General features: G+C 63.5%; 19 protein-coding genes. 10 read left to right on the top strand and 9 right to left on the bottom strand.

Translation table 11 applies throughout. The features are described 5' to 3' along the window. Positions 1-112: 112 nt before the first annotated feature. The 4 genes from AAG793_RS14535 to AAG793_RS14520 all read right to left on the bottom strand — a co-directional run bounded on the left by AAG793_RS14535 (position 113) and on the right by AAG793_RS14520 (position 2,774). A complete protein-coding gene (locus tag AAG793_RS14535) occupies positions 113-556 on the bottom strand; it encodes a biopolymer transporter ExbD (RefSeq protein WP_341909397.1) in 444 nt (147 codons plus the stop codon). A 112-nt stretch (positions 557-668) separates the two neighbouring features. Next, the gene (locus AAG793_RS14530; RefSeq protein ID WP_341909394.1) at positions 669-1,319 is read right to left on the bottom strand and encodes a MotA/TolQ/ExbB proton channel family protein; all 651 of its coding nucleotides are present in this window, start codon (positions 1,317-1,319) and stop codon (positions 669-671) included. A 46-nt stretch (positions 1,320-1,365) separates the two neighbouring features. After that, positions 1,366-2,178, bottom strand: a complete 813-nt coding sequence (gene dapB / locus AAG793_RS14525; protein WP_341909467.1) for a 4-hydroxy-tetrahydrodipicolinate reductase — start codon at positions 2,176-2,178, stop codon at positions 1,366-1,368. A gap of 11 nt (positions 2,179-2,189) precedes the next feature. Further along, positions 2,190-2,774: an outer membrane protein assembly factor BamE gene (locus AAG793_RS14520; protein ID WP_341909393.1), complete on the bottom strand. Its 585-nt coding sequence runs from the start codon at positions 2,772-2,774 to the stop codon at positions 2,190-2,192. A gap of 136 nt (positions 2,775-2,910) precedes the next feature. Between AAG793_RS14520 and fur the strand changes: the two genes are divergently transcribed. Further along, positions 2,911-3,363, top strand: a complete 453-nt coding sequence (gene fur, locus AAG793_RS14515; protein WP_341909391.1) for a ferric iron uptake transcriptional regulator — start codon at positions 2,911-2,913, stop codon at positions 3,361-3,363. Between the two features lie 204 nt (positions 3,364-3,567). Here fur and hprK read toward each other — a convergent pair whose 3' ends face one another. The 3 genes from hprK to raiA all read right to left on the bottom strand — a co-directional run bounded on the left by hprK (position 3,568) and on the right by raiA (position 5,480). Further along, positions 3,568-4,518 (bottom strand): HPr(Ser) kinase/phosphatase, encoded by a 951-nt coding sequence (gene hprK, locus AAG793_RS14510; protein ID WP_341909388.1) that lies wholly within the window; start codon positions 4,516-4,518, stop codon positions 3,568-3,570. A 32-nt stretch (positions 4,519-4,550) separates the two neighbouring features. Further along, the gene (locus AAG793_RS14505; protein WP_341909387.1) at positions 4,551-5,024 is read right to left on the bottom strand and encodes a PTS sugar transporter subunit IIA; all 474 of its coding nucleotides are present in this window, start codon (positions 5,022-5,024) and stop codon (positions 4,551-4,553) included. A gap of 126 nt (positions 5,025-5,150) precedes the next feature. Next, positions 5,151-5,480, bottom strand: a complete 330-nt coding sequence (gene raiA, locus AAG793_RS14500) for a ribosome-associated translation inhibitor RaiA (protein WP_341909385.1) — start codon at positions 5,478-5,480, stop codon at positions 5,151-5,153. Positions 5,481-5,901: 421 nt separating this feature from the next. Here raiA and AAG793_RS14495 point away from each other — a divergent pair, with 421 nt between their 5' ends. Next, positions 5,902-7,125: a patatin-like phospholipase family protein gene (locus tag AAG793_RS14495; RefSeq protein ID WP_341909383.1), complete on the top strand. Its 1,224-nt coding sequence runs from the start codon at positions 5,902-5,904 to the stop codon at positions 7,123-7,125. 240 nt (positions 7,126-7,365) lie between these two features. Next, positions 7,366-8,352 carry a magnesium/cobalt transporter CorA gene (gene corA, locus AAG793_RS14490; protein ID WP_341909381.1) on the top strand — a complete coding sequence of 329 codons (987 nt, stop codon included), beginning with the start codon at positions 7,366-7,368 and terminating at the stop codon, positions 8,350-8,352. Between the two features lie 57 nt (positions 8,353-8,409). On the opposite strand, the gene rocF is transcribed toward corA, so the two are convergent. Together rocF and AAG793_RS14480 are read right to left on the bottom strand one after the other, a co-directional pair. Beyond that, positions 8,410-9,324, bottom strand: coding sequence for an arginase (gene rocF / locus AAG793_RS14485; RefSeq protein ID WP_341909379.1), 915 nt, complete (start codon positions 9,322-9,324; stop codon positions 8,410-8,412). Beyond that, the gene (locus AAG793_RS14480) at positions 9,321-10,421 is read right to left on the bottom strand and encodes an ornithine cyclodeaminase (protein ID WP_341909378.1); all 1,101 of its coding nucleotides are present in this window, start codon (positions 10,419-10,421) and stop codon (positions 9,321-9,323) included. Before AAG793_RS14480 ends, rocF begins: the two co-directional genes overlap by 4 nt. A 187-nt stretch (positions 10,422-10,608) precedes the next feature. On the opposite strand from AAG793_RS14480, the gene AAG793_RS14475 reads away from it, so the two are divergent. From AAG793_RS14475 to AAG793_RS14445, 7 genes are all read left to right on the top strand, one after another. Beyond that, positions 10,609-11,031 carry an Lrp/AsnC family transcriptional regulator gene (locus AAG793_RS14475; RefSeq protein WP_341909376.1) on the top strand — a complete coding sequence of 141 codons (423 nt, stop codon included), beginning with the start codon at positions 10,609-10,611 and terminating at the stop codon, positions 11,029-11,031. Positions 11,032-11,658: 627 nt separating this feature from the next. Continuing rightward, positions 11,659-12,735, top strand: a complete 1,077-nt coding sequence (gene holA, locus AAG793_RS14470) for a DNA polymerase III subunit delta (RefSeq protein WP_341909373.1) — start codon at positions 11,659-11,661, stop codon at positions 12,733-12,735. 132 nt (positions 12,736-12,867) lie between these two features. Next, the gene (locus tag AAG793_RS14465) at positions 12,868-14,121 is read left to right on the top strand and encodes a glutamate-5-semialdehyde dehydrogenase (RefSeq protein ID WP_341909465.1); all 1,254 of its coding nucleotides are present in this window, start codon (positions 12,868-12,870) and stop codon (positions 14,119-14,121) included. Positions 14,122-14,164: 43 nt separating this feature from the next. Then, entirely contained in the window at positions 14,165-14,962 is a 798-nt protein-coding gene (locus AAG793_RS14460; RefSeq protein WP_341909371.1) for an FkbM family methyltransferase, read from the top strand. Positions 14,963-15,056: 94 nt separating this feature from the next. Then, positions 15,057-16,352: a glutamate--cysteine ligase gene (gene gshA / locus AAG793_RS14455; protein ID WP_341909369.1), complete on the top strand. Its 1,296-nt coding sequence runs from the start codon at positions 15,057-15,059 to the stop codon at positions 16,350-16,352. A 601-nt stretch (positions 16,353-16,953) separates the two neighbouring features. Then, positions 16,954-18,822, top strand: a complete 1,869-nt coding sequence (locus AAG793_RS14450; RefSeq protein ID WP_341909367.1) for a potassium transporter Kup — start codon at positions 16,954-16,956, stop codon at positions 18,820-18,822. A gap of 615 nt (positions 18,823-19,437) precedes the next feature. After that, positions 19,438-20,268: a creatininase family protein gene (locus AAG793_RS14445; RefSeq protein ID WP_341909364.1), complete on the top strand. Its 831-nt coding sequence runs from the start codon at positions 19,438-19,440 to the stop codon at positions 20,266-20,268. Position 20,269 lies beyond the last annotated feature (1 nt).

Here is a 20,269-nt window from a genome sequence, read left to right as displayed (position 1 = left end):
CGATGCCGCTTGCCGGCCCCACGTGGCGCCAGCGCGGCGAAACATTGATTTTAGAGGCTCGCCGCCAGATGGCGGGGCGGCGGTGTCAAGTCTGGCGCGGTGCGCGATTGAGCTAGCGGCCGGGGGCGGGTGCAGTGAGCCGATCCGCTCGATCTGCCACGAAGCCGATCCGGCTCAGCCCGGCCTGTTGCGCCATGCCCATCATCTGCACCACGCGGCCATAAGGCACGGCCTCATCGGCGCGCAACTGCACTTCGGTGTCGGGGTTGGCGCGGGCCGCTTCTGTCAGGCGCAGGGTCAGCGCTTCCAGGGTGGCGGGTTTGTCGTCGAGGAAAACTGCGCCGGACTTGTCAATCACCAGCGCAATGAACTCGGGGACTTCGGCGGATTTCGCGGCGTCGGTCTTGGGCAGGTCCAGCCGGATGGCACTGGCCAGCAGGGGCGCCGTCAGGATGAAGATCACCAGCAAAACCAGCATCACATCGACCAGTGGCGTGACATTGATCTCGCTCATGGGCTGCGGGCCCTGCGTGCGTTCAAGCCTCCCGAAACTCATGGTGCCCCCACGCTTGTCGCTGCGCGTACTTCGCTGCCCCCCGAGGGGGCTATTCTTCCTAGGGGCGGCCCGTCGGAAAAATGCATGGCTACCGTAATCACGGCTGGCTTGCTCACTTGGAGGTGCTGGCCGAAGCCACCAGTTCTCTTAAATCGCGGGCAAAGCCTTCAAGGTCTGCTTCGATGCGGCCGATCTGGCGACCGAAGACGTTGTAGGCCAGCACGGCCGGAATCGCCACGGCCAGGCCGGCGGCGGTCATGATGAGGGCTTCACCGACCGGGCCGGAAACCTTGTCGATGGTGATCTGCCCGGCCGTCGCGATGCCGATCAGCGCATGGTAAATACCCCAAACGGTACCCAGCAGTCCCACAAAGGGCGCGGTGGAGCCCACCGTGGCCAGCAGGACCTGACCATACTGCAGTTTGTGAAGCACGGCATGCAGTGCGTCACGCAGCACGCGCGTCAGTTGTTGCGAGAGGTCTCCCGCCGAGGCCAGTGTGTTGCCCGTTTGCAGTTGCGTCGCGGCGACCAGCGGCAGCACCAGCGCTTCGCGGTCAAACGCGGCCAGCTTCTCGCTGGCCTGCGTGATCGAGCTGGATTGCCAGAAGGCCGCAATGCTGCGGGTCACATCGCCAGAGGCGCGGTGCAGCAGCCACGCCTTCCAGACAATCACCACCCAGCTGGCGACCGACATGCCGAGCAGCAGCAGTGCCACGCCCTGGCTGACCGGGCCGCCCTGGGCGATGAGGGCCATGAAGTTCATCGATCAACCGCTGGCGCCCGGTGCCAGGCAGGCAGGGGCCAGACGCTCATTTCAGCCCCAGCACATCGAACATGTCGAACAGTCCGGTGGGCTGCGTTGCCAGAAAGCGCGCCGCCCGCAGGCTGCCCTGCGCGTAGGTGGCGCGGCTGGACGATTTGTGCGTGATCTCGATGCGCTCGCCGGTGCCGGCAAACAGCACGGTGTGGTCGCCCACGATGTCGCCGCCACGGATGGTGGCAAAGCCGATGCTGGACGGATCACGCTCGCCGGTCACGCCTTCACGGGCATAGACGGCGCAGTCTTTCAGGTCGCGGCCCAGTGCGCTGGCTATGACCTCGCCCATCTTCAAGGCGGTGCCGGATGGTGCATCCACCTTGTGGCGGTGATGGGCTTCAATGACTTCGATGTCGTAGCCGGTGGCCAGTGCGCGTGCCGCCATGTCCAGCAGCTTGAGTGTGACGTTGACGCCCACGCTCATGTTGGGCGCCATCACGATGGCGATGTCTTTCGCAGCGGCCGCAATCTCGGCCTTCTGCGCATCGGAAAAACCGGTGGTGCCGATGACGAGCTTGACGCCCAACGCGCGGCAGGCGGCCAGGTGGGCCAGCGTGCCTTCGGGGCGGGTGAAGTCGATCAGTACGCCTGAATGCTTCAGGCCGCTGTTGATGTCCGACTGGATCAGCACGCCGCTGGTGCGGCCGGCAAAGGCGGTCGCATCGAGCCCGATGGCGGGGCTGGAAGGAATGTCGAGCGCGCCGGTGAGCACGCAGTCATCGCTGGCGCTGACGGCTTCCATCAGCATCTGGCCCATTCGGCCGCTAGCGCCTGCAATGGCGATGCGGTGCGGGCGTGTCTCCAGGCCGGCCCCGCTCACTGCTTCGGGCTCTCGAGCGGTGGGTAGGCGGTGGCAGGTGCTGAAGCCCCTGCCGGAGGTGTGGCAGTGGCAGCCGGTTGCGCTGCTGACGGCTTGCTGGCGGCTTTGGCCAGCTGGTCTTCGGTGGCTTCGAGCACTGGCACTTCGCCCAGGGTGCGTTTGCTTGCCAGTCTGGAGATGAACTCCGACTCATTCGGCATGGTGTCGCCGGCGAAGCGCTCCAGCTGGTTGCCCTTGAAGAACACGGTGTACTTGTACGACTGCGGTTCCACGCCCTGGCGCTTGAGCGTGAAGACGTAATCCCAGCGGTCGGCATGGAAGAGGCTGCTGACCAGCGGCGTGCCGAGAATGGCCTTGACCTGCTCACGCGTCATGCCAGGGCGAAGCAGCTCCACTTGCTCGCTGGACACGAAGTTGCCCTGAATCACATCGACCTTGTAAGGGCTGACCCAGTTGATCGGGTTGAGGGAACTGGCGCTCATGCCGCTGGTCATGTCGCGCAGGCTGCTGCAGGCAGACAGCGCGGTACAGGTCAGGACGACAAGTGCGGTTTTGACGCTGTAACGATGATTTTCAGACATGGCTGACATAGTGGAAGGTGTGGCGATATGATCAATCATTGTAGCGGTTGAGGGTTTCCCGCCGGTATCCGGGCGCCTCGGGCTGACGGCTGTTGGCGAGCCCCTTCATGGCTGGTTTTACCGCAGAGAGTTTTCCATGAACAACATCGACGAACTGAAAAACACCGGCCTCAAGGCGACTTTGCCGCGGCTCAAGATTCTGGAGATCTTCCAGACCGGCAAGCAGCGCCACATGACCGCCGAGGATGTGTTCCGCGTGTTGCTGGAAGAGCGCTCCGACATTGGCCTGGCCACCGTTTACCGCGTGCTCACCCAGTTCGAACAGGCGGGTCTGCTGAACCGCAGCAATTTCGAGTCCGGCAAGGCGGTGTACGAAATCAACGAAGGGCAGCACCACGACCACCTGGTGTGCCTCGATTGCGGCAAGGTCGAGGAGTTCTACGACGCCGAAATCGAAAAGCGCCAACATGCAGTGGCCAAGTCCAAAGGCTTCGCCATCACCGACCACTCCCTGTCGATCTACGCCAACTGCACCAAGGACAAGTGCCCCAACCGCAACGGCACCCCGGTGCGGCATCACCACGCCTGACCGTCAGGTGGGCTGAGCCCTTCGATACGCGGAGCGTACCCTGCCCTGAGGTATCGAAGGGTCAGGGCGAACGGAAATTATTGAGACGGTCAAGAGATACGGAGGTATTCAGACCAGCGGAGCCGTGGAACCGGCTTAGCCGGGCCACAGGCGGACGGCCCCCTCGGGGGGCAGCGCATTACACGAAGTGAAAAGCGTGGGGGCTCAATCATCATTTTCCATCGCCCTCTTGTGCCGCTCCACAAACTCCTGATAGGTGTTGATGCCGCGCAGCTGCAGGATGGCGTTGCGCACGGCGGCTTCCACCAGCACGGCGATGTTGCGGCCGGCTTCCACCTGGATGATGACCTTGCGCACCGCCACGCCCAGCACGTCCTGGGTCAGCGGTTCGTAGGGGATGCGCTCGTAATCGCGCTCCAGCGTTTCGCGCCGCACCAGGTGCACGATCATTTTGAGCCGCATTTTGCGGCGCACGGCGGTCTCGCCAAAGATGGCCTTGATGTCCAGCAGGCCGATGCCGCGCACCTCCAGCAGGTTCTGCAGCAGCTCGGGGCAGCGCCCCTCAATGGTCGTCTGGTTGATGCGGTACAGGTCCACCGCATCGTCGGCCACCAGACCGTGCCCGCGTGAAATCAGCTCCAGCCCCAGCTCGCTCTTGCCGAGGCCCGACTCGCCGGTGATCATCACGCCCAGACCGAGAATGTCCATGAACACGCCGTGCATCGAGGTGCGGTCGGCAAAGTGCTTCGACAGGTAGGCCCGTAGCACGTCGATCACGAACGCGGCTGATTCCGGCGTCGAGAACATCGGCAGCTGGGCCCGCTCGCACAGCGAGATGAGCGTGTCGGGCGCGGTCTGTCCGTCGGCCACGACCAGCACTGGCGGCTCCAGCGTGATGATGCGGGAGATGCGGCGGGCGCAGTCCTCGGGGCTGGCGTTGGTGAGGTAGGCGACCTCGCGCTCGCCCAGAATCTGCACCCGGTAGGGGTGGATGTAATTGAGGTAGCCCACAAGGTCGGCGCCGGAGCGGGCTGCACGCACGGCGACCTCGTCAAACCGGCGTTCCGAGGCCCCAAGGCCAGCCACCCACTGCCATTTCAGCGAGCCGCGGTGGTCTTCAAACAGGACATCAGCACTGACAACGGTGGGTTTCATGCCGACCTGTGGGGTGGGAAGGCCCTGAAGGCCTAGGGGTGAACGGCGTGGGCGGACTGCCAGCCCGCAATCAGCCCGTGCAACGCGGCTGCGTCGATGCTGCTTTTCAGCTGCTCGCGCAAGGCGCTGTCGCTCAGCAGCTCAGCGATCTCCGACAGGATTTCCAGGTGTTTTTGCGTGGCCGCTTCGGGCACCAGCAGAAAAATCAGCAGTGCAACGGCCTGCTCGTCGGGGGCGTCAAATCCGATCGGCGCCTGCAGCAGGAACACGGCTGCCATTGGCGCCTTCAGACCCTTGATGCGCCCGTGCGGGATCGCCACGCCATGCCCCAGACCGGTGGAGCCCAGGCGCTCGCGGGCGAACAGGCTGTCGGTGATCAGCGCACGGTTCAGGCCGTGCTGGTTCTCGAACAGCAGGCCGGCCTCTTCAAAAGCGCGCTTCTTGCTGGTCGCTTCCACGCTGACCAGCACCTGGGAGGGGGGCAAAATTTGCGAAAGACGGTTCATGACTTTGGTCGCCGGATTATGCACTTTGCCGGGAAGATGACAAAAAAAGAGCGCAAAAAAGCCGCTTGACAGGACAAGCGGCTTTTGGTGCGCTCAGTGTGCGGTTCAGTGCACGGCGCGGGTGACTCAGAGTTCGCGCTTGGCCGTCGCGTGGTGGTGGTCCTGCTTCTTGGTCTTGTAGCGGCCCACCTGGCGGTCCAGCTTGTCGGTCAGTTCATCGACGGCGGCATACAGGTCAGCATGGGAGCTTTCGGCAAACAGGTCACAACCCTTGACATGCACATTGCACTCGGCTCGCTGACGTCGCTCTTTTTCCTTCATGTTGTCCACTGTCAGAAGGACTTTCACATCCACCACCTGATCAAAATGCCGGGTAATCCGGTCCAGCTTCGTGGTCACGTAGCCGCGCAGTGCGGGGGTGACTTCAAGGTGGTGGCCGCTGATCGTCAAGTTCATAAAGAGACTCCTTTTCCATGGGTTGGAAGGGGGTTGAAAATGCCGCACCCCGGTGCAAGGCGGTACGGCAGGCGGGACACTCTCTTGGATTCACTATGCGCCCGAAGCCTGTTGAATGCAACCTTGCAGCGCAATAAAAATGAAACCTTCTGAAAAAACCGGTGGCCTGACAGGCCCGCTGTGAACGCGCTCGCCGCCAGGGGCTGCGGCTTGATGGTTGACCGTCTCATCCAAGCCATTGATTTTTCAGCGATTTTTCGGCAAGGTGGCGGGCGGATTGCTGTGAATGAATGCAAATTGATGCGGGTTGGTGGCGGCTTGTCAGAACACGCGCCGTTGGCCGACAGATTCATGCAATCCATTCAAATCCGCACCCAAATCCACACCATCAACCCGGCCATCCACACCCACGCACCGATCCATGTCCCTGGAAACCATCATTTCTTCTGCCCTCACCCGCCCGGACGACGAGAACCCGGCACTGGTACTGATGGGCGGCGGCGCCCGCACCGCTTACCAGGCCGGCGTGCTGCATGCGCTGGCCAGCATGCTCAGTCTGGCGGGCACCCGCGGCTTTCCGTTCAGGATTCTGGTGGGCACCTCGGCGGGCGCGCTGAACGCCAGTTTTCTGGCCAGCCGCTCCAGCGAGGGGCTGCAGGCCTTCGCCGAACTGGCCAGCTTCTGGTCCGGCCTGCGCTCCTCACAGGTGTACCGCCTGAAGGTGCCTGCGTGGATACGTTCCAGCCGCATTGCCGCCGCGCTGTTTCTGTCGCAGCAGGTGCGGGCGCAGCAGTCGCTGCTTGACAGCACGCCGCTGGTCGACACCCTGCACCGCGCCATTTCGCTGGAGCGCATCGAGCGCGCCCTGCAGGATTGCACGCTGCGGGCGCTGGCGGTCACGGGCTCGAGCTACACCAGCGGCGTGCACTGGACCTTCTGCCAGATGGCCAGGCAAAAGCCGTCCGACCTGTGGAGCCGCCCGGGGCGGCGCGCCGAGTTCCAGCCTATCACCATCGAGCACCTGATGGCGTCCGCCGCCATTCCCTTTCTGTTCCCGGCCACGCCGCTGTGGGTGGACGGGCACCGCGAGTTTTTCGGCGATGGCTCGATGCGCCAGAGCTCGCCGCTGTCGCCGGCGCTGCACCTGGGCGCCAGCAAGGTGCTGGTGATCGGTGTCGGCCAGCCCGAGCGCGCCGGCCTGGTCAATCCGGCCGATGCCAGCATCAGCGGCCAGCCCACGCTGGGCGCGATTGCAGGGCACGCCATGGCCAGCGTGTTCCAGGACACCCTGCAGGCCGACGTGGAGCAGGCCCAGCGCGTGAGCCGCACGGTGCGGCAAATGCCGCGCGAGATCGCCGCGATCATGCCCTACCGCCCGGTCGATGTGCTGGCGATGGCGCCCTCGCAGTCGCTCGACGCGCTGGCGCAGGCGCACGCGGGCGAGCTGCCACCCGGCATCCACAACGCGCTGGCTGGCCTCGGTGCGTTGGGCGCCAAGGGCAGCCCGGGCGGTGCGGCGCTGGCCAGCTACCTGCTATTCGAGCCTGGTTTTGTGAAGGCCCTGATGGCTTTGGGCGAGCAGGACGCCTATGCCCGCAAGGACGAGCTGCTGGCTTTTTTCAACGAAGGTCCGGCGCGCATTTGAAGCTGCGCGAGGGTGGATGGAATGCGCCTGCGGTGCCATAATCGCAGCCAACTCAACGACGGAGAAATCCTTGGAAAGCAGCCCCAGTCGGCCGCTTTCAATCCCGTGCACCGACGCAGGCTGACCACCAGCAGCTGCCAGAAGGGGTTGAAAGCGATGCCACCATCCTTCCCCCTTTATTCCTGTGCGCGGCAGCTCTGGCTGCCTTGTGCCGGAGCTTGAATTCACAGGCAGCCCCTCATGCTGAACATCTTCACGCTCGCCAACGGGCGCCTCTTCCAGGAGGAAATCGAGTCCCTGGAAGAACTCTCCAAATTCCAGCCGATCTGGGTCGATCTTGAGTCGCCCACGGTCGAGGAAAAGCGCTGGATCAAACAGTACTACGGCCTGTCCATCCCGGAAGACGCGATGGACGAGGACATCGAGGAATCCGCGCGCTTCTACGAAGAAGACAACGGCGAGCTGCACATCCGCTCCGACTTCCTGATCGCCGACGACGCCGAGCCCCGCACGGTGCGGGTGGCCTTCATCCTGAACCTCGTCAACGACGACCTGCGCAGCAAGGGCGTGCTGTTCTCCATCCACGACGAAGACGTGCCGGTATTCCGGCTGCTGCGCATGCGTGCCCGCCGCGCCCCTGGCCTGATTGAAGACGCCAAGGAAGTGCTGCTCAAGCTGTTCGATGCCGACGCCGAATACTCGGCCGACACACTCGAAGGCATTTATGTCGAGCTGGAGAAAGTCAGCGCCCAGGTGCTGTCAGGCGATGTGACCGACGCACTCGCCGGCGAGGTGCTGGGTGCGATTGCCCGCCACGAAGACCTGAACGGCCGCATCCGCCGCAACATGATGGACACCCGCCGCGCAGTCAGCTTCATGATGCGCAGCAAGATGCTCAATGCCGAGCAGTTCGAGGAAGCGCGGCAGATCCTGCGCGACATCGACTCGCTCGACTCGCACACTGCCTTCCTGTTCGACAAGATCAACTTTTTGATGGATGCCACGGTCGGTTTCATCAACATCAATCAGAACAAGATCATCAAGATCTTCTCGGTGGCCAGTGTGGCCCTGCTACCGCCGACGCTGATCGCCAGCGTGTACGGCATGAACTTCACGCTGATGCCCGAGCTGAACTGGGCGCTGGGCTACCCCTATGCGATCGCGTTGATGGTGGCCAGTGCGGTGGTGCCGATGTGGTACTTCCGGAAGCGCGGCTGGTTGAAGTGAGCCGCCGGGGCGCGTGCTGAAGCGCCGCAGCGCCCATGTGTCTGAATCCTGATACGGTCACGCCCGCATCAGCGTGCTTTTGCCGAACAGGCTTTCGATCAGATCCAGCGCCAGCTCGGCCGTGCCGTTGCGCACGTCAAGCGCGGGGTTGAGCTCCATCAGATCGAGTGAGCCCAGGCGGCCGGTGTCGGCAATCATCTCCATGCAGAGCTGCGCTTCGCGGTAGGTGGGGCCGCCCTTGACGGCGGTGCCCACACCGGGCGCAATGCTGGCGTCAAGAAAATCCACGTCAAAGCTCACATGCAGATGGGTGTCGGCGTCAAGGCCTTCGAGCGCGGTGGCCATGGTGTGGCGCATGCCCATCTCGTCGATGTAGCGCATGTCGAACACCTCCAAGCCCGACTGGCGCACAAAGCGCTTCTCACCTTCGTCCACGCTGCGGATGCCGATCTGCCGCAGCACCGAAGGCTGGATGGCCGGGAACACGCCGCCGATGCCGGTCAGCTCCACCGGTCCGTGGCCGCACAGCACTGCCACCGGCATGCCGTGGGTGTTGCCGGTGGGGGTGAGCGCGTTGGTATTGAAGTCGGCGTGGGCATCGAGCCACAGGACGCGCAGCTTTTTGCCGACCTGCCGGCAGTGGCGCGCCACTGCGCTGATGGAGCCGATGGCCAGGCAATGGTCGCCGCCCATCAGGAGCGGCATTTCGTCCTCGCTGAGCGCGCTGTATACCGCGTCGTGCACGCCGCGGTTCCAGGCGGCGACTTCGGCGAGATGGCGGTAGCCGTTGACCGGCGGTAGCCAGGGGTTGGCCGGGCCGCTCACATTACCGTGGTCGGTGACCGCCAGGCCGTGGCCTTCCAGTGTGGCCTGCAGACCGGCCACGCGCATCGCTTCCGGGCCCATCGATGAGCCGCGCGCGCCGGCGCCGATGTCGGTGGGTGCGCCGATCAGGCGGATGCGCTGCGTCATGGGGCGGCCAGCTCGGCGGGCACGCGCTGGGCCAGTGGCTGCTGTGGGCGATGTGCGGCGGTGGTCGTGCCGCTGGCCAGCAGCGAGAAGAGATTCTTGGGATTGTCCAGGTGCGGGATCAAATCAATCTCCTCGGGCTGGTGGTGTTGCCGCTGCAGTTTATACAAATAGCGCAGCGCGGAGTAGTCTTCCAGCGCAAAGCCGACCGAGTCGAACACAGTGACTTCCGCAGGCGAGGCGCGGCCGGTGGCGGTGCCGCTCAGGATGGCGGCGAACTCGGTCACTGCGAAGTCGGCAGGCATCTGCTGGATTTCGCCCTCGATGCGCGATTGCGGCTCGTACTCGACGACCACGCGGGCATCGGCGCGGCGCAGGATGTCGGCATGCAGCTCGGTCTTGCCCGGACAGTCGCCGCCCACCGCGTTCAGGTGCATGCCGGGTGCAATCATTTCCGGCGTGAGGATGGTGGCGTTGCGTTTGTCGGCCGTGACGGTGGTCACGATGTCGGCGCCAGTGACCGCCTCGGCCGCCGAATTGCACACAGTGAAGCTCACGCCCTGCCAGCCTTGGGCGCGCAGGTTGCGCAGCAGCTTGTCGGTGGCGGCCAGGTCCACGTCGTACAGGCGGAACGCGCGGATGCCCAGCATGTGCTGGAAGGCCATCGCCTGGAACTCGCTCTGCGCGCCATTGCCGATCAGCGCCATCACCCGGCTCTCGGGCCTGGCCATCCAGCGGGCGGCCAGCGCCGACATCGCGGCGGTGCGCAGCGCGGTGGTCACTGTCAGCTCCGACAGCAGCAGGGGGTAACCCGTCTCCACATCGGCCAGCACGCCAAAGGCGGTGACGGTCAGCAGCCCGCGCGCGGTGTTTTTGGGGTGGCCATTGACGTACTTGAAGGAATACATCTGCCCGTCGCTGGTGGGCATCAGCTCGATCACGCCCACTGGCGAATGGATGGCGTGGCGGGCCGACTTGTCGAAGTCGCCCCAGCGGCGGTAATCGGCCTCGATTTCGGTGGCCAGCCCTGCCATGAAGGCAGCGGGCCCGGTGCGCGCCACGATGCGCTGGATACCTTCAATGCCGATGTAGTCGACCATGGTGTTGTTCCCTGAGTTCTTTGGTGGTTTGTCTCTGACGTACGGGCGATGCCGACAGGCAAATGCCGCCTTGAAAGTGATTGTCCAAAGCCTCTCAGTCAAATAAAAGCCAGAAAACTGATCAATTCATCAGATAAGCCTAGCGAAAAGTCAGATGTAATTGACGTTTTGTTCATAAAATTGGCCCATGGATGACACCGACCGCCAACTCATCTCGCTGCTGCGCGACAACGCCCGGGCGTCGGTGGCCTCGCTGGCCAAGGTGCTGCGGGTGTCGCGCGGCACGGTGCAGAACCGGCTCAACCGGCTGGAGGCCGACGGCACCATCGTCGGCTATACCACCCGACTCAAGCCGCAGGTCGAGGGCCATCAGATCCGCGCGCTGATGACGGTGGCCGTCGAGGGCAACCGCATCGACCGCGTGCTGGTCGCGCTGCGCGGCGACCCGGCGGTGACCGCGCTGCACACCACCAACGGCCGCTGGGACATCGTGGCCGAGCTGCGCGCCGAAAGCCTGGAGGCGTTTGACCGCGTGCTCAGCCGCATTCGCCTGCTCGAAGGCATTGCCAACACCGAAACCAGCCTGCTGTTGTCGACCAGCAAGCTTTGATTTTTTATTGGCTAAGTTCTGAGGCCGGGACTCGCCCCGGCGGGCGACTCACTTTCTCTTGCTTCGCCAAGAGAAAGTAAGCAAAGAGAAGGCGACCCGAAGTCTGGGTCCCTCCGCTTCGCTACGGGCAACCTGCGCTGCTCGATTACGGCGGCAGTCCGCACAACTCGCCTTCGGCTCAAACAAGTGCGGCCTGACCCTCCGCCTCCATCTACGCTGCTCGGCCCAGCCACACGGGGCAAGCGGGAGCGGATACCGGAAAGCCAATACAAACAAGGACACGCCACGGCGTGTCCTTGTGGACTTCGGTATTTGTCTTTTGTATTCCTCTTTCCCTACCCCTTGTGAATGCGCCGAGGAGCGGAGGTTCAGGCGGATCAGGGCTGGCGTTGTCTGAGCCGAAGGCGAGTTTAGCCAGACCCCGCCTGGACCGAGCACCGCAGGTTGCCCGTAGCGCAGCGCAGGGACGCAGGCACCAGGGTCGCCTTTTCTTGGGTTACTTTCTTTTGGCGAAGCAAAAGAAAGTGACTGGCAGCCGGGCAACCCCCGGCACCAGTCCTCCACAAAATCAGTACCGTACGATCAACAACAAGATTCCGACAAACTCTCCAAAGCTAAACTCTTTCCATGAATTTGGCGCCGACCCAACTGCAGGAACACCTCAAGCGGGGTTTGCGCAGCCTGTACACCCTGCACGGCGACGAGCCGCTGCTGGTGCAGGAGTTTGCTGACGCGCTGCGCGCCGCTGCCCGCGAGCAGGGCTACACCGAACGCACCGTGCACACCGTCGCCGGCGCCCACTTCGACTGGAGCGAGGTGCTGGCCAGCGGCGGCTCGCTCAGTCTGTTTGCCGACAAGCAGATCATTGAAATCCGCATCCCCAGTGGCAAGCCCGGCAAGGACGGCTCGGTGGCGCTGCAGCAACTGGCCGAGCGGTCGCAGGGCGACGACTCCACGCTAACGCTGGTGCTGCTGCCCCGTCTGGACAGCATGACGACCAAGGGCGCGTGGTTCGGCGCACTCGAAAGCTATGGCGTCACCGTCAAGTTCGACCCGATCGAGCGCCGCAACCTGCCGCAGTGGATCGCGCAGCGCCTGCAGCAGCAGGGCCAGCGCGTAGCCGCCGGTGAGGAGGGCCAGCGCACGCTGCAGTTTTTTGCCGACCGGGTGGAAGGCAACCTGCTGGCCGCCCACCAGGAAATCCAGAAGCTGGGCCTGCTGTACCCGCCGGGGCAGGGCGATGGCGTGCTGAGCTTCGACCAGGTTGAGAACGCGGTGCTGAATGTGGCGCGCTACGACGTGTTCAAGCTGTCGGAAGCGGTGTTGGGCGGCCAGACGTTGCGCGTGGCCCGCATGCTTGACGGCCTGCAGTCCGAAGGCGAATCCGAGGTGCTGGTGCACTGGGCGCTGAGCGAAGACATCCGCAGCATGAAGCGGGTGAAAGACGCCATCCAGGCGGGCCGACCCATGCCGATGGCGCTGCGCGAGAACCGCGTCTGGGGCGTGAAGGAAAAGCTCTTCGAGCGCGTGCTGCCGCAAATGGGCGACACCACGCTGGCCAACCTGCTGCATGCGGCGCACAAGGTCGATGGCATTGTGAAGGGCCTGAAGCAACCCGACTGGCCCGCCGATGGCTGGCAGGCGCTGCACCGGCTGGCGGGCATGGTATGCGAGCAGTGCACCGGAGGCGCCCGGGCACGTTGACCGGCGCACGCCTCTGGTTGGGCAGAAAAGCCGATCCGGCCGCGAATCGGCGAAAATAGCGTGATGAACGCGCCCGACTCCCTTCACACCCTGGCCCCGGGCCCAGACGCCAATGCGGGCGTGGCGCCCCTCATGGCCACGCTGGGCGCGCAGGCCAAAGCCGCTTCCACCCAGATGGCACGCGCACCGGCCGCCGTCAAAAGCCGGGCGCTGGTTGGGCTGGCGGCCCTGTTGCGGCAAAGCGCCGACGCACTCGGAGCGGCTAATCAACGCGACCTGCAGCGCGCGCAGGCGGCGGGTCTTGCCGGCCCGATGCTGGACCGGCTGAAGCTGACCCCCAAAATCATCGACACCGTGGCCGTGGGCTGCGAGCAGCTGGCCGCGATGCCCGATGTGATCGGTGACATCATCGGCATGAAGGAGCAGCCCAGCGGCATCCGCGTGGGGCAGATGCGCGTGCCGATTGGCGTGTTCGGCATGATTTACGAAAGCCGGCCCAACGTGACGATTGAAGCCGCGTCGCTGGCCATCAAGAGCGGCAACGCCTGCATCCTGCGCGGCGGCTCCGAGTCGATTGATTCCAACAAGGCGCTGGCCACGCTGGTGCAGCAGGCGCTGATGCAGGCCGGGTTGCCGGCCGATGCGGTGCAGCTGGTGCCGACAACCGACCGCGAGGCCGTGGGCCACCTGATCGCCATGCCGCAGTTTGTCGATGTCATCATTCCGCGCGGCGGCAAGGGCCTGATCGAGCGCATCAGCCGCGACGCCAAGGTGCCCGTCATCAAGCACCTCGATGGCAACTGCCATGTGTATGTCGATGATCCCTGCGACATCGACATGGCCGTCAAGGTGGCCGACAACGCCAAGACGCAGAAGTACAGCCCCTGCAACGCCAGCGAAGGCCTGTTGGTGGCACGCGGTGTGGCCGCTGACTTTCTGCCGAAGATCGGCGCCATCTACGCGGCCAAGGGTGTCGAGATGCGCTGCGATGCAGAGTCGCTGGCACTGCTCTCGGGCCTGGCTGGTGCCACGCTGCGTGCCGCAACCGAGCAGGACTGGTTCGAGGAATACCTCGCGCCCATCATCAGCATCAAGTTGGTGGCTGGTGTGGACGAAGCCATCGCCCACATCAACCACTACTCCAGCCACCACACCGACGCCATCCTCACGCGCGACCACATGCACGCACAGCGCTTTCTGCGCGAGGTGGATTCCGCCAGCGTGATGGTGAATGCGAGCACCCGCTTCGCAGACGGCTTTGAGTTCGGTCTGGGCGCTGAAATCGGCATCAGCACCGACAAGTTTCACGCCCGCGGCCCGGTGGGCATCGAGGGCCTGACCTCGCTCAAGTACGTCGTGCTGGGCCAGGGCGAGGTGCGGGTTTGAACCGTACTGCGGCCCCCGTCTCGGCTACAACACAGAGTTTGCGATGAAGGTCATTCCCCGCCCCTTGCCCTTTGTTCTGGTGTCGTCTGGCCACGGCTCGCTCATCGTCAATCGCAACGACTTCCACATGGTCGATGCCACGCGCGGCTATGGCGTCGGGCACCAGATCTTCGAGAGCTCGTATTTCGACCCGCAGGAGGTCGAGCTGGTGCTGGGCCTGCTCACGCTGCGCCGGCAGACGGCTGGCGATGGCGTGGTGGCCATTGACGGTGGTGCCAACATCGGCGTGCACAGCATCGAGTGGGCGCGCCACATGCACGGCTGGGGCGAGGTGATTGCGGTTGAGGCGCAGGAGCGGGTGTTTTACGCGCTGGCCGGCAACATCGCGCTCAACAACTGCTTCAATGCCTCGGCCCACCATGCGGCGCTCGGCGCGCAGGCTGGCAGCATCACCATTCCGCGACCCAACTACCTCAAGCCGGCCAGCTTTGGTTCGCTGGAGCTGCGCCAGAGCCAGCGCAACGAGTTCATTGGCCAGGCGATTGATTACTCCGAGGCGGGCGGGCAGGCCGTGAAAATGATCGCGGTCGATGACCTGAAGCTGCCCCGGCTGGATTTCCTCAAGCTCGACATCGAAGGCATGGAGCTTGAGGCGCTGGCCGGCGCGGCCCAGGCCATCGAGGCCCACAAGCCGCTGATGCTGATTGAAACCATCAAGACCGATGCCGCAGCTGTGCGGCGCCTGCTGGAGCAGCAGGGCTACCGCCATCACCAGATCGGCATCAATCTTGTCGCCATTCATTCCAGTGACCCCTGCAATGCGCTCATCAAAATCACGTGAGCCGGTGGCGGGCCTCTGGCCGGCCGCTGCAGCGACACCTCTACTCTTTTCTTTTCCCCGGTTTTCTTACTTCCGGTTTTCTTGTTAGGACGCCATGGTTCCGCACCTCATCACCGCCCTGAACGGCCCCATCAACGAACTGGAGCAGCGCGTCCTCGACTCCACCCCCGCCATCGAACGCTGGTTCCGGCTGGAATGGATGGAGCACACGCCGCCGTTCTATTGCTCGGTCGATATCCGCAATGCTGGCTTCAAGCTGGCGCCGGTCGACACCAACCTCTACCCCGGTGGCTGGAACAACCTCACGCCCGAGATGCTGCCGCTGGCGGTGCAGGCCGCGATGGCCGCCATCGAGAAGATCTGCCCCGAAGCGCGCAACCTGCTGGTGGTGCCCGAGAGCCACACGCGCAACACTTTCTATCTGTCCAACCTGCTGCAGCTGCGCCGCATCTTTCATCAGGCCGGCCTGAATGTGCGCTTCGGCTCGCTCAGCAGCGAAATCAAGCAGCCCACTGCCGTGAACTTGCCTACCGGCGAGAGCATCACGCTGGAGCCGCTGATCCGCACCGACCGGCGCCTGGGCCTGAAGGACTTCGACCCCTGCACCATCCTGCTGAACAACGACCTGTCGGCCGGTGTACCCGGCATTCTGGAAGACCTGCACGAGCAGTACCTGCTGCCGCCGCTGCATGCCGGCTGGTCGGTGCGCCGCAAGTCGCGCCACTTCAAGGCCTATGAAGAAGTCTCCAAGCGCTTCGGCAAGTTGCTGGGCGTGGACCCGTGGCTTATCAACCCGATGTTCGCGCAGTGCGGTGAAGTCAACTTTGCCGAAGAAACCGGCATGGATTGCCTGACCACCAACGTCGACGCACTGCTGACCAAGATCAAGCGCAAGTACAAGGAATACGGCATCAATGAAAAGCCGTTCGTCGTGGTCAAGGCCGACAACGGCACTTACGGCATGGGCATCATGACGGTGCGCGACGTGAAGGACCTGGAGCAGCTCAACCGCAAGACCAAGAACAAGATGAGCACCACCAAGGACGGCCAGGCGCTGTCCGAGGTCATCATCCAAGAAGGCGTGCTGACCAACGAACGCGTCAACGAAGCGGTGGCCGAGCCGGTGGTCTACATGATGGACCGTTATGTGGTCGGCGGCTTTTACCGCGTCCATGCCGAGCGCGGCGTCGATGAAAACCTCAATGCACCGGGTGCCAGCTTTGTGCCATTGGCCTTTGCTGATAGCGGGCGCTTACCTCAGCCAGGCGAGAAGCCGGGCTCCAGCAGCCCGAACCGCTTCTATATGTATGGCGTGATCGCCCGCCTGGCCATGCTGTCGGCCAGCTACGAACTCGAGGCCACGGACCCTGAGGCCGAAGTCTACGATTGAACACCCCTATCGTTCTCACTCCGCTTCGCGGCGTCTAGGGCCTGTTAACGCTATTTTTGCAAATGCGAACGGTATGAAAACAGTGCCAATCAAGGCGCAGGGCGCAGCCCAGACCGGGTGTCTGGGCAAGCCGTGCAACGCCGAGTGGCGCTGTTTTCATACCGTTCCCTCCGGGTTGCGATCAAAAAGACCCTGGGCGGCGTTGCAAAGCCTTGTCGGGGGCCTACCCCGACGGCGTTTTGCGCCTTGCCCAATGCCTTTTTGACTCGCAACGCATCTTGCAAAAATAGCGTTAACAGGCCCTGGTGCCTTTTCCCCTTGCAGGGGACGCTGCGAGGCATCCGGCAAAGCCGGACTGCCCGCAGCCGCTTGGGAAGTCGGGCGGACCGTCAAAACCGGGGGAATACAGCCCCTCGGCCTTTGGTGCGCACAAGTTGCTGCGCTGCAACAATCGCCAGATTTGTGCGCTTTAGGGGTGCCTGCCCGCTTGCATGCGCCGTCTGAGGGCGCAAAATAGCGGTCCCAAAGGCAACCATTCCTGGTTCCGCCCGGGGTGTCTGGTCTGACCGGATGCCCGTGGCACTGGTATCGGGAAGTTTCTGTGTCAAACCAAAAATCATCTCTTGCGGCGCTCACCCTGGGCGCCATCGGTGTCGTTTACGGCGACATCGGCACCAGTGTCCTGTATGCCGTCAAGGAAGTTTTCGGCTCCGGGCACGTCCCGTTCACCCCCGACAACATCTACGGCATCCTGTCCATCTTCTTCTGGACGCTGACCGTCATCGTCTCGATCAAGTACGTGGCGCTGGTGCTGCGGGCCGACAACAACGGCGAGGGCGGTTTGATCGCCATGCTGGCGCTGGCCTCCACAGCCGTCAAGGACAAGCCCCGCCTGCGGCGCATCCTGCTGATCATCGGTATCTTTGGCACCTCGCTCTTTTATGGCGACGGCGTCATCACCCCGGCCATCTCGGTGCTGTCAGCGGTCGAGGGGCTGGAGATTGTGTCTCCCACCTTCAAGCAGGGCGTGATTCCCATCACGCTGGTCATCCTGTTCTGCCTGTTCGCAGTGCAGAAAAAAGGCACCGCCGGCATCGGCAAGTTTTTCGGCCCGATCACGCTGGTCTGGTTTTTGGTGCTGGCCTTGCTGGGCGTCTCGCAGATCATTCACCACCCCGAAATCCTCGCGGCTGTGAGCCCCCACTACGCGGTGATGTTCATGTGGGCCAACCCCGGCACCACCTTCATCATCCTGGGTGCCATCGTGCTGTGCGTGACCGGCGCCGAAGCGCTGTACGCCGACCTCGGGCATTTCGGCAAGAAGCCGATCCGCGTGGCGTGGTTCGCCGTGGTCATGCCCGCGCTGGTGCTGAACTACTTTGGCCAGGGCGCGCTGCTGCTTGGCAACCCCGAGGCCGTGAAGAACCCCTTCTACCTGATGGCACCCGACTGGGCCCTGCTGCCGCTGGTCGGCTTGGCCACAGCTGCCACGGTGATCGCATCGCAGGCACTGATCACCGGCGCCTTCAGCGTCACCAAGCAGGCCATCCAGATGGGCTACCTGCCGCGCCTGAACATCCAGCACACCAGCGTGCGCGACACCGGGCAGATCTACATGCCTTTCGTCAACTGGGGCCTGTTCATCACCATCGTGCTGGCGGTCGTGCTGTTCCGCTCGTCCAGCAATCTGGCGGCGGCTTACGGCATCGCGGTGTGCGCCGACATGCTGATCACCACGATCCTCACCTTCTTCGTGATCCGCTACGGCTGGAAATACCCGCTCAGCCTCTGCATCGCCGCCACCGGCGTGTTCTTCGTGGTCGACTTCGCCTTCTTCGCCTCCAACATGATGAAGCTGTTCGCTGGCGGCTGGTTCCCGCTGGTGATTGGTGGCGTGGTCTTCACGCTGATGATGACCTGGAAAGAAGGCCGGCACATCCTCACCCAGAAGCTACGCGCCGACTCGATTGACCTGCCCGGTTTTCTGGACGCGGTGTTCGTCAGTCCACCCGCCCGTGTGGAGGGCACCGCAGTGTTCCTGACGGCCGAGCCCGGCACAGTACCGAACGCGATGCTGCACAACCTGAAGCACAACAAGGTGCTGCACGAGCAGAACCTGTTTGTGACGGTGCGCAACCACGAGGTGCCGTGGATCGGCCTGACCAAGCGCCTTGAAATCGAATCACTGGGCCACGACTGCTGGCAGGTGATCGTGCACTACGGCTTCAAGAACGACCCCGACCTGCCCAAGGCGCTGCGCGAGCTGCGCGGACGCGGCTGCGAACTGGAGCCGATGACCACCAGCTACTTCCTGTCACGCGACACTGTGATTCCTACCATCGGCAGCGGCATGGCGGCCTGGCGTGAGAAGCTGTTTGCGCAGATGCACCACAACGCAAGTGGGGCGGCGGACTTTTTGAATTTGCCTAATAACTCTGTGGTGGAGTTGGGTAGCAAGATTGAGATTTGATTCTTCGGTATTTGGGTTGTTTGCTGAGGGTTGAGGCCGGGGGTTGCCCGGCAGCAACTCACTTTTCTTTTGCGTCGCCAAAAGAAAAGTAAGCAAAAGAAAAGGCGACCCTGGTGCCTGCGTCCCCTTCGCTGCGCTACGGGGCAACCTGCGGTGCTCGGTCCAGGCGGGGTCTGGCTAAACTCGCCTTCGGCTCAGACAACGCCAGCCCTGATCCGCCTGGCCCTGCGCTCCTCGGCGCATTCACAAGGGGTGGGGCAGGAAAACAGAATACAAATACCGAACCCGACAAGGACACGCCGCTGCGTGTCCTTGTTGTCTTGGTTCCCGCTCCCGATTTACCCGTGTGGCTGGGCCGAGCAGCGCAGATGGAGGCGGAGGGTCAGGCCGCACTTGTTTGAGCCGAAGGCGAGTTGTGCGGACTGCCGCCGTAATCGAGCAGCGCAGGTTGCCCGTAGCGCAAGCGAAGGGACCCAGACTTCGGGTCGCCTTCTCTTTGCTTACTTTCTCTTTGCGAAGCAAGAGAAAGTGAGTCGCCCGCCGGGGCGAGTCCCGGCCTCAAGACTCAGCCCAACACCAACGCTCAAAATCGGAAAACAGCCTCAAAATACGCCCATGACCCAACCTCGCTTCTGGTCCGACCTCAAAACCACCGACTTCGCCCAACTCGACCTGGCCCGCTGCATCGCTGTGCTCCCGGTGGCGGCGATCGAACAGCACGGTCCGCACTTGCCGCTCAATGTCGATGCCACGCTGGTTGACGGCGTCATCGCCGCCGCGCTGCCGCATCTGCCTGCCGATCAGCCGGTGCTGTTCCTGCCCACCCAGTCGGTCGGCCTGAGCCCTGAGCACACGCGCTTTGCCGGCACGCTCACGCTGAAAGCTGAAACCGTGATCCGCCTGTGGACAGAACTTGCCGAGTCAGTCGCGGCCAGTGGTGTGAAAAAGCTGCTGCTGCTCAATTCGCATGGCGGTCAGGTGGGCCTGCTCGATGTGGTGGCGCGCGATCTGCGCGCCCGGCTCGGCATGCTGGTCTACAGCGCCAGCTCGTTCAATCTGCCGCTGCTCGGCGAAGACGGCAAGTCACTGAGCGGCCTGTTCGGCGACCACGAGCACCGCTTCGGTATCCATGCCGGTGAGATTGAAACCTCAATGATGCTGGCGCTGAAACCCGAACAAGTGGACATGGCCCAGGCGCAGAACTTTCATTCGTCGTCTGAAGACCGCTCCAAAAAATTCAGCATCCTCGGCGATGGCCGCAGCGCCAAGCTGGGCTGGCAGATGCAGGACTACAACCCGCAGGGCGCTGTGGGAAATGCCGCTGCCGCGACGGCAGATAAGGGCCGTACGGTGCTGTCGGCTGTAGGTCGCAGTTTGGCGCGCTTATTGGTTGAGATGGATCAGTTGCCTGCAGGCACACTGATTGAACGACGCAAGGAACGATAAG

Source organism: Polaromonas sp. YR568, from assembly GCF_943372955.1.
Taxonomy (GTDB): Bacteria; Pseudomonadota; Gammaproteobacteria; order Burkholderiales; family Burkholderiaceae_C; genus Polaromonas.
The sequence above is the reverse complement of the archived record's forward strand: the minus strand, read 5'-3'. Positions and strand labels throughout refer to the sequence as shown.

What these genes read in the sequence shown, in the direction of transcription:
- AAG793_RS14475 (WP_341909376.1), top strand. Translation starts at nt 10,609, where the DNA reads ATGGATGACACCGACCGCCAACTCATCTCGCTGCTGCGCGACAACGCC.
- AAG793_RS14465 (WP_341909465.1), top strand. Translation starts at nt 12,868, where the DNA reads ATGGCCACGCTGGGCGCGCAGGCCAAAGCCGCTTCCACCCAGATGGCA.
- AAG793_RS14495 (WP_341909383.1), top strand. Translation starts at nt 5,902, where the DNA reads ATGTCCCTGGAAACCATCATTTCTTCTGCCCTCACCCGCCCGGACGAC.
- AAG793_RS14445 (WP_341909364.1), top strand. Translation starts at nt 19,438, where the DNA reads ATGACCCAACCTCGCTTCTGGTCCGACCTCAAAACCACCGACTTCGCC.
- holA (WP_341909373.1), top strand. Translation starts at nt 11,659, where the DNA reads ATGAATTTGGCGCCGACCCAACTGCAGGAACACCTCAAGCGGGGTTTG.
- AAG793_RS14460 (WP_341909371.1), top strand. Translation starts at nt 14,165, where the DNA reads ATGAAGGTCATTCCCCGCCCCTTGCCCTTTGTTCTGGTGTCGTCTGGC.
- AAG793_RS14520 (WP_341909393.1), bottom strand. Translation starts at nt 2,774, where the DNA reads ATGTCTGAAAATCATCGTTACAGCGTCAAAACCGCACTTGTCGTCCTG.
- AAG793_RS14480 (WP_341909378.1), bottom strand. Translation starts at nt 10,421, where the DNA reads ATGGTCGACTACATCGGCATTGAAGGTATCCAGCGCATCGTGGCGCGC.
- AAG793_RS14530 (WP_341909394.1), bottom strand. Translation starts at nt 1,319, where the DNA reads ATGAACTTCATGGCCCTCATCGCCCAGGGCGGCCCGGTCAGCCAGGGC.
- hprK (WP_341909388.1), bottom strand. Translation starts at nt 4,518, where the DNA reads ATGAAACCCACCGTTGTCAGTGCTGATGTCCTGTTTGAAGACCACCGC.
- gshA (WP_341909369.1), top strand. Translation starts at nt 15,057, where the DNA reads ATGGTTCCGCACCTCATCACCGCCCTGAACGGCCCCATCAACGAACTG.
- raiA (WP_341909385.1), bottom strand. Translation starts at nt 5,480, where the DNA reads ATGAACTTGACGATCAGCGGCCACCACCTTGAAGTCACCCCCGCACTG.
- AAG793_RS14505 (WP_341909387.1), bottom strand. Translation starts at nt 5,024, where the DNA reads ATGAACCGTCTTTCGCAAATTTTGCCCCCCTCCCAGGTGCTGGTCAGC.
- fur (WP_341909391.1), top strand. Translation starts at nt 2,911, where the DNA reads ATGAACAACATCGACGAACTGAAAAACACCGGCCTCAAGGCGACTTTG.
- rocF (WP_341909379.1), bottom strand. Translation starts at nt 9,324, where the DNA reads ATGACGCAGCGCATCCGCCTGATCGGCGCACCCACCGACATCGGCGCC.
- corA (WP_341909381.1), top strand. Translation starts at nt 7,366, where the DNA reads ATGCTGAACATCTTCACGCTCGCCAACGGGCGCCTCTTCCAGGAGGAA.
- AAG793_RS14535 (WP_341909397.1), bottom strand. Translation starts at nt 556, where the DNA reads ATGAGTTTCGGGAGGCTTGAACGCACGCAGGGCCCGCAGCCCATGAGC.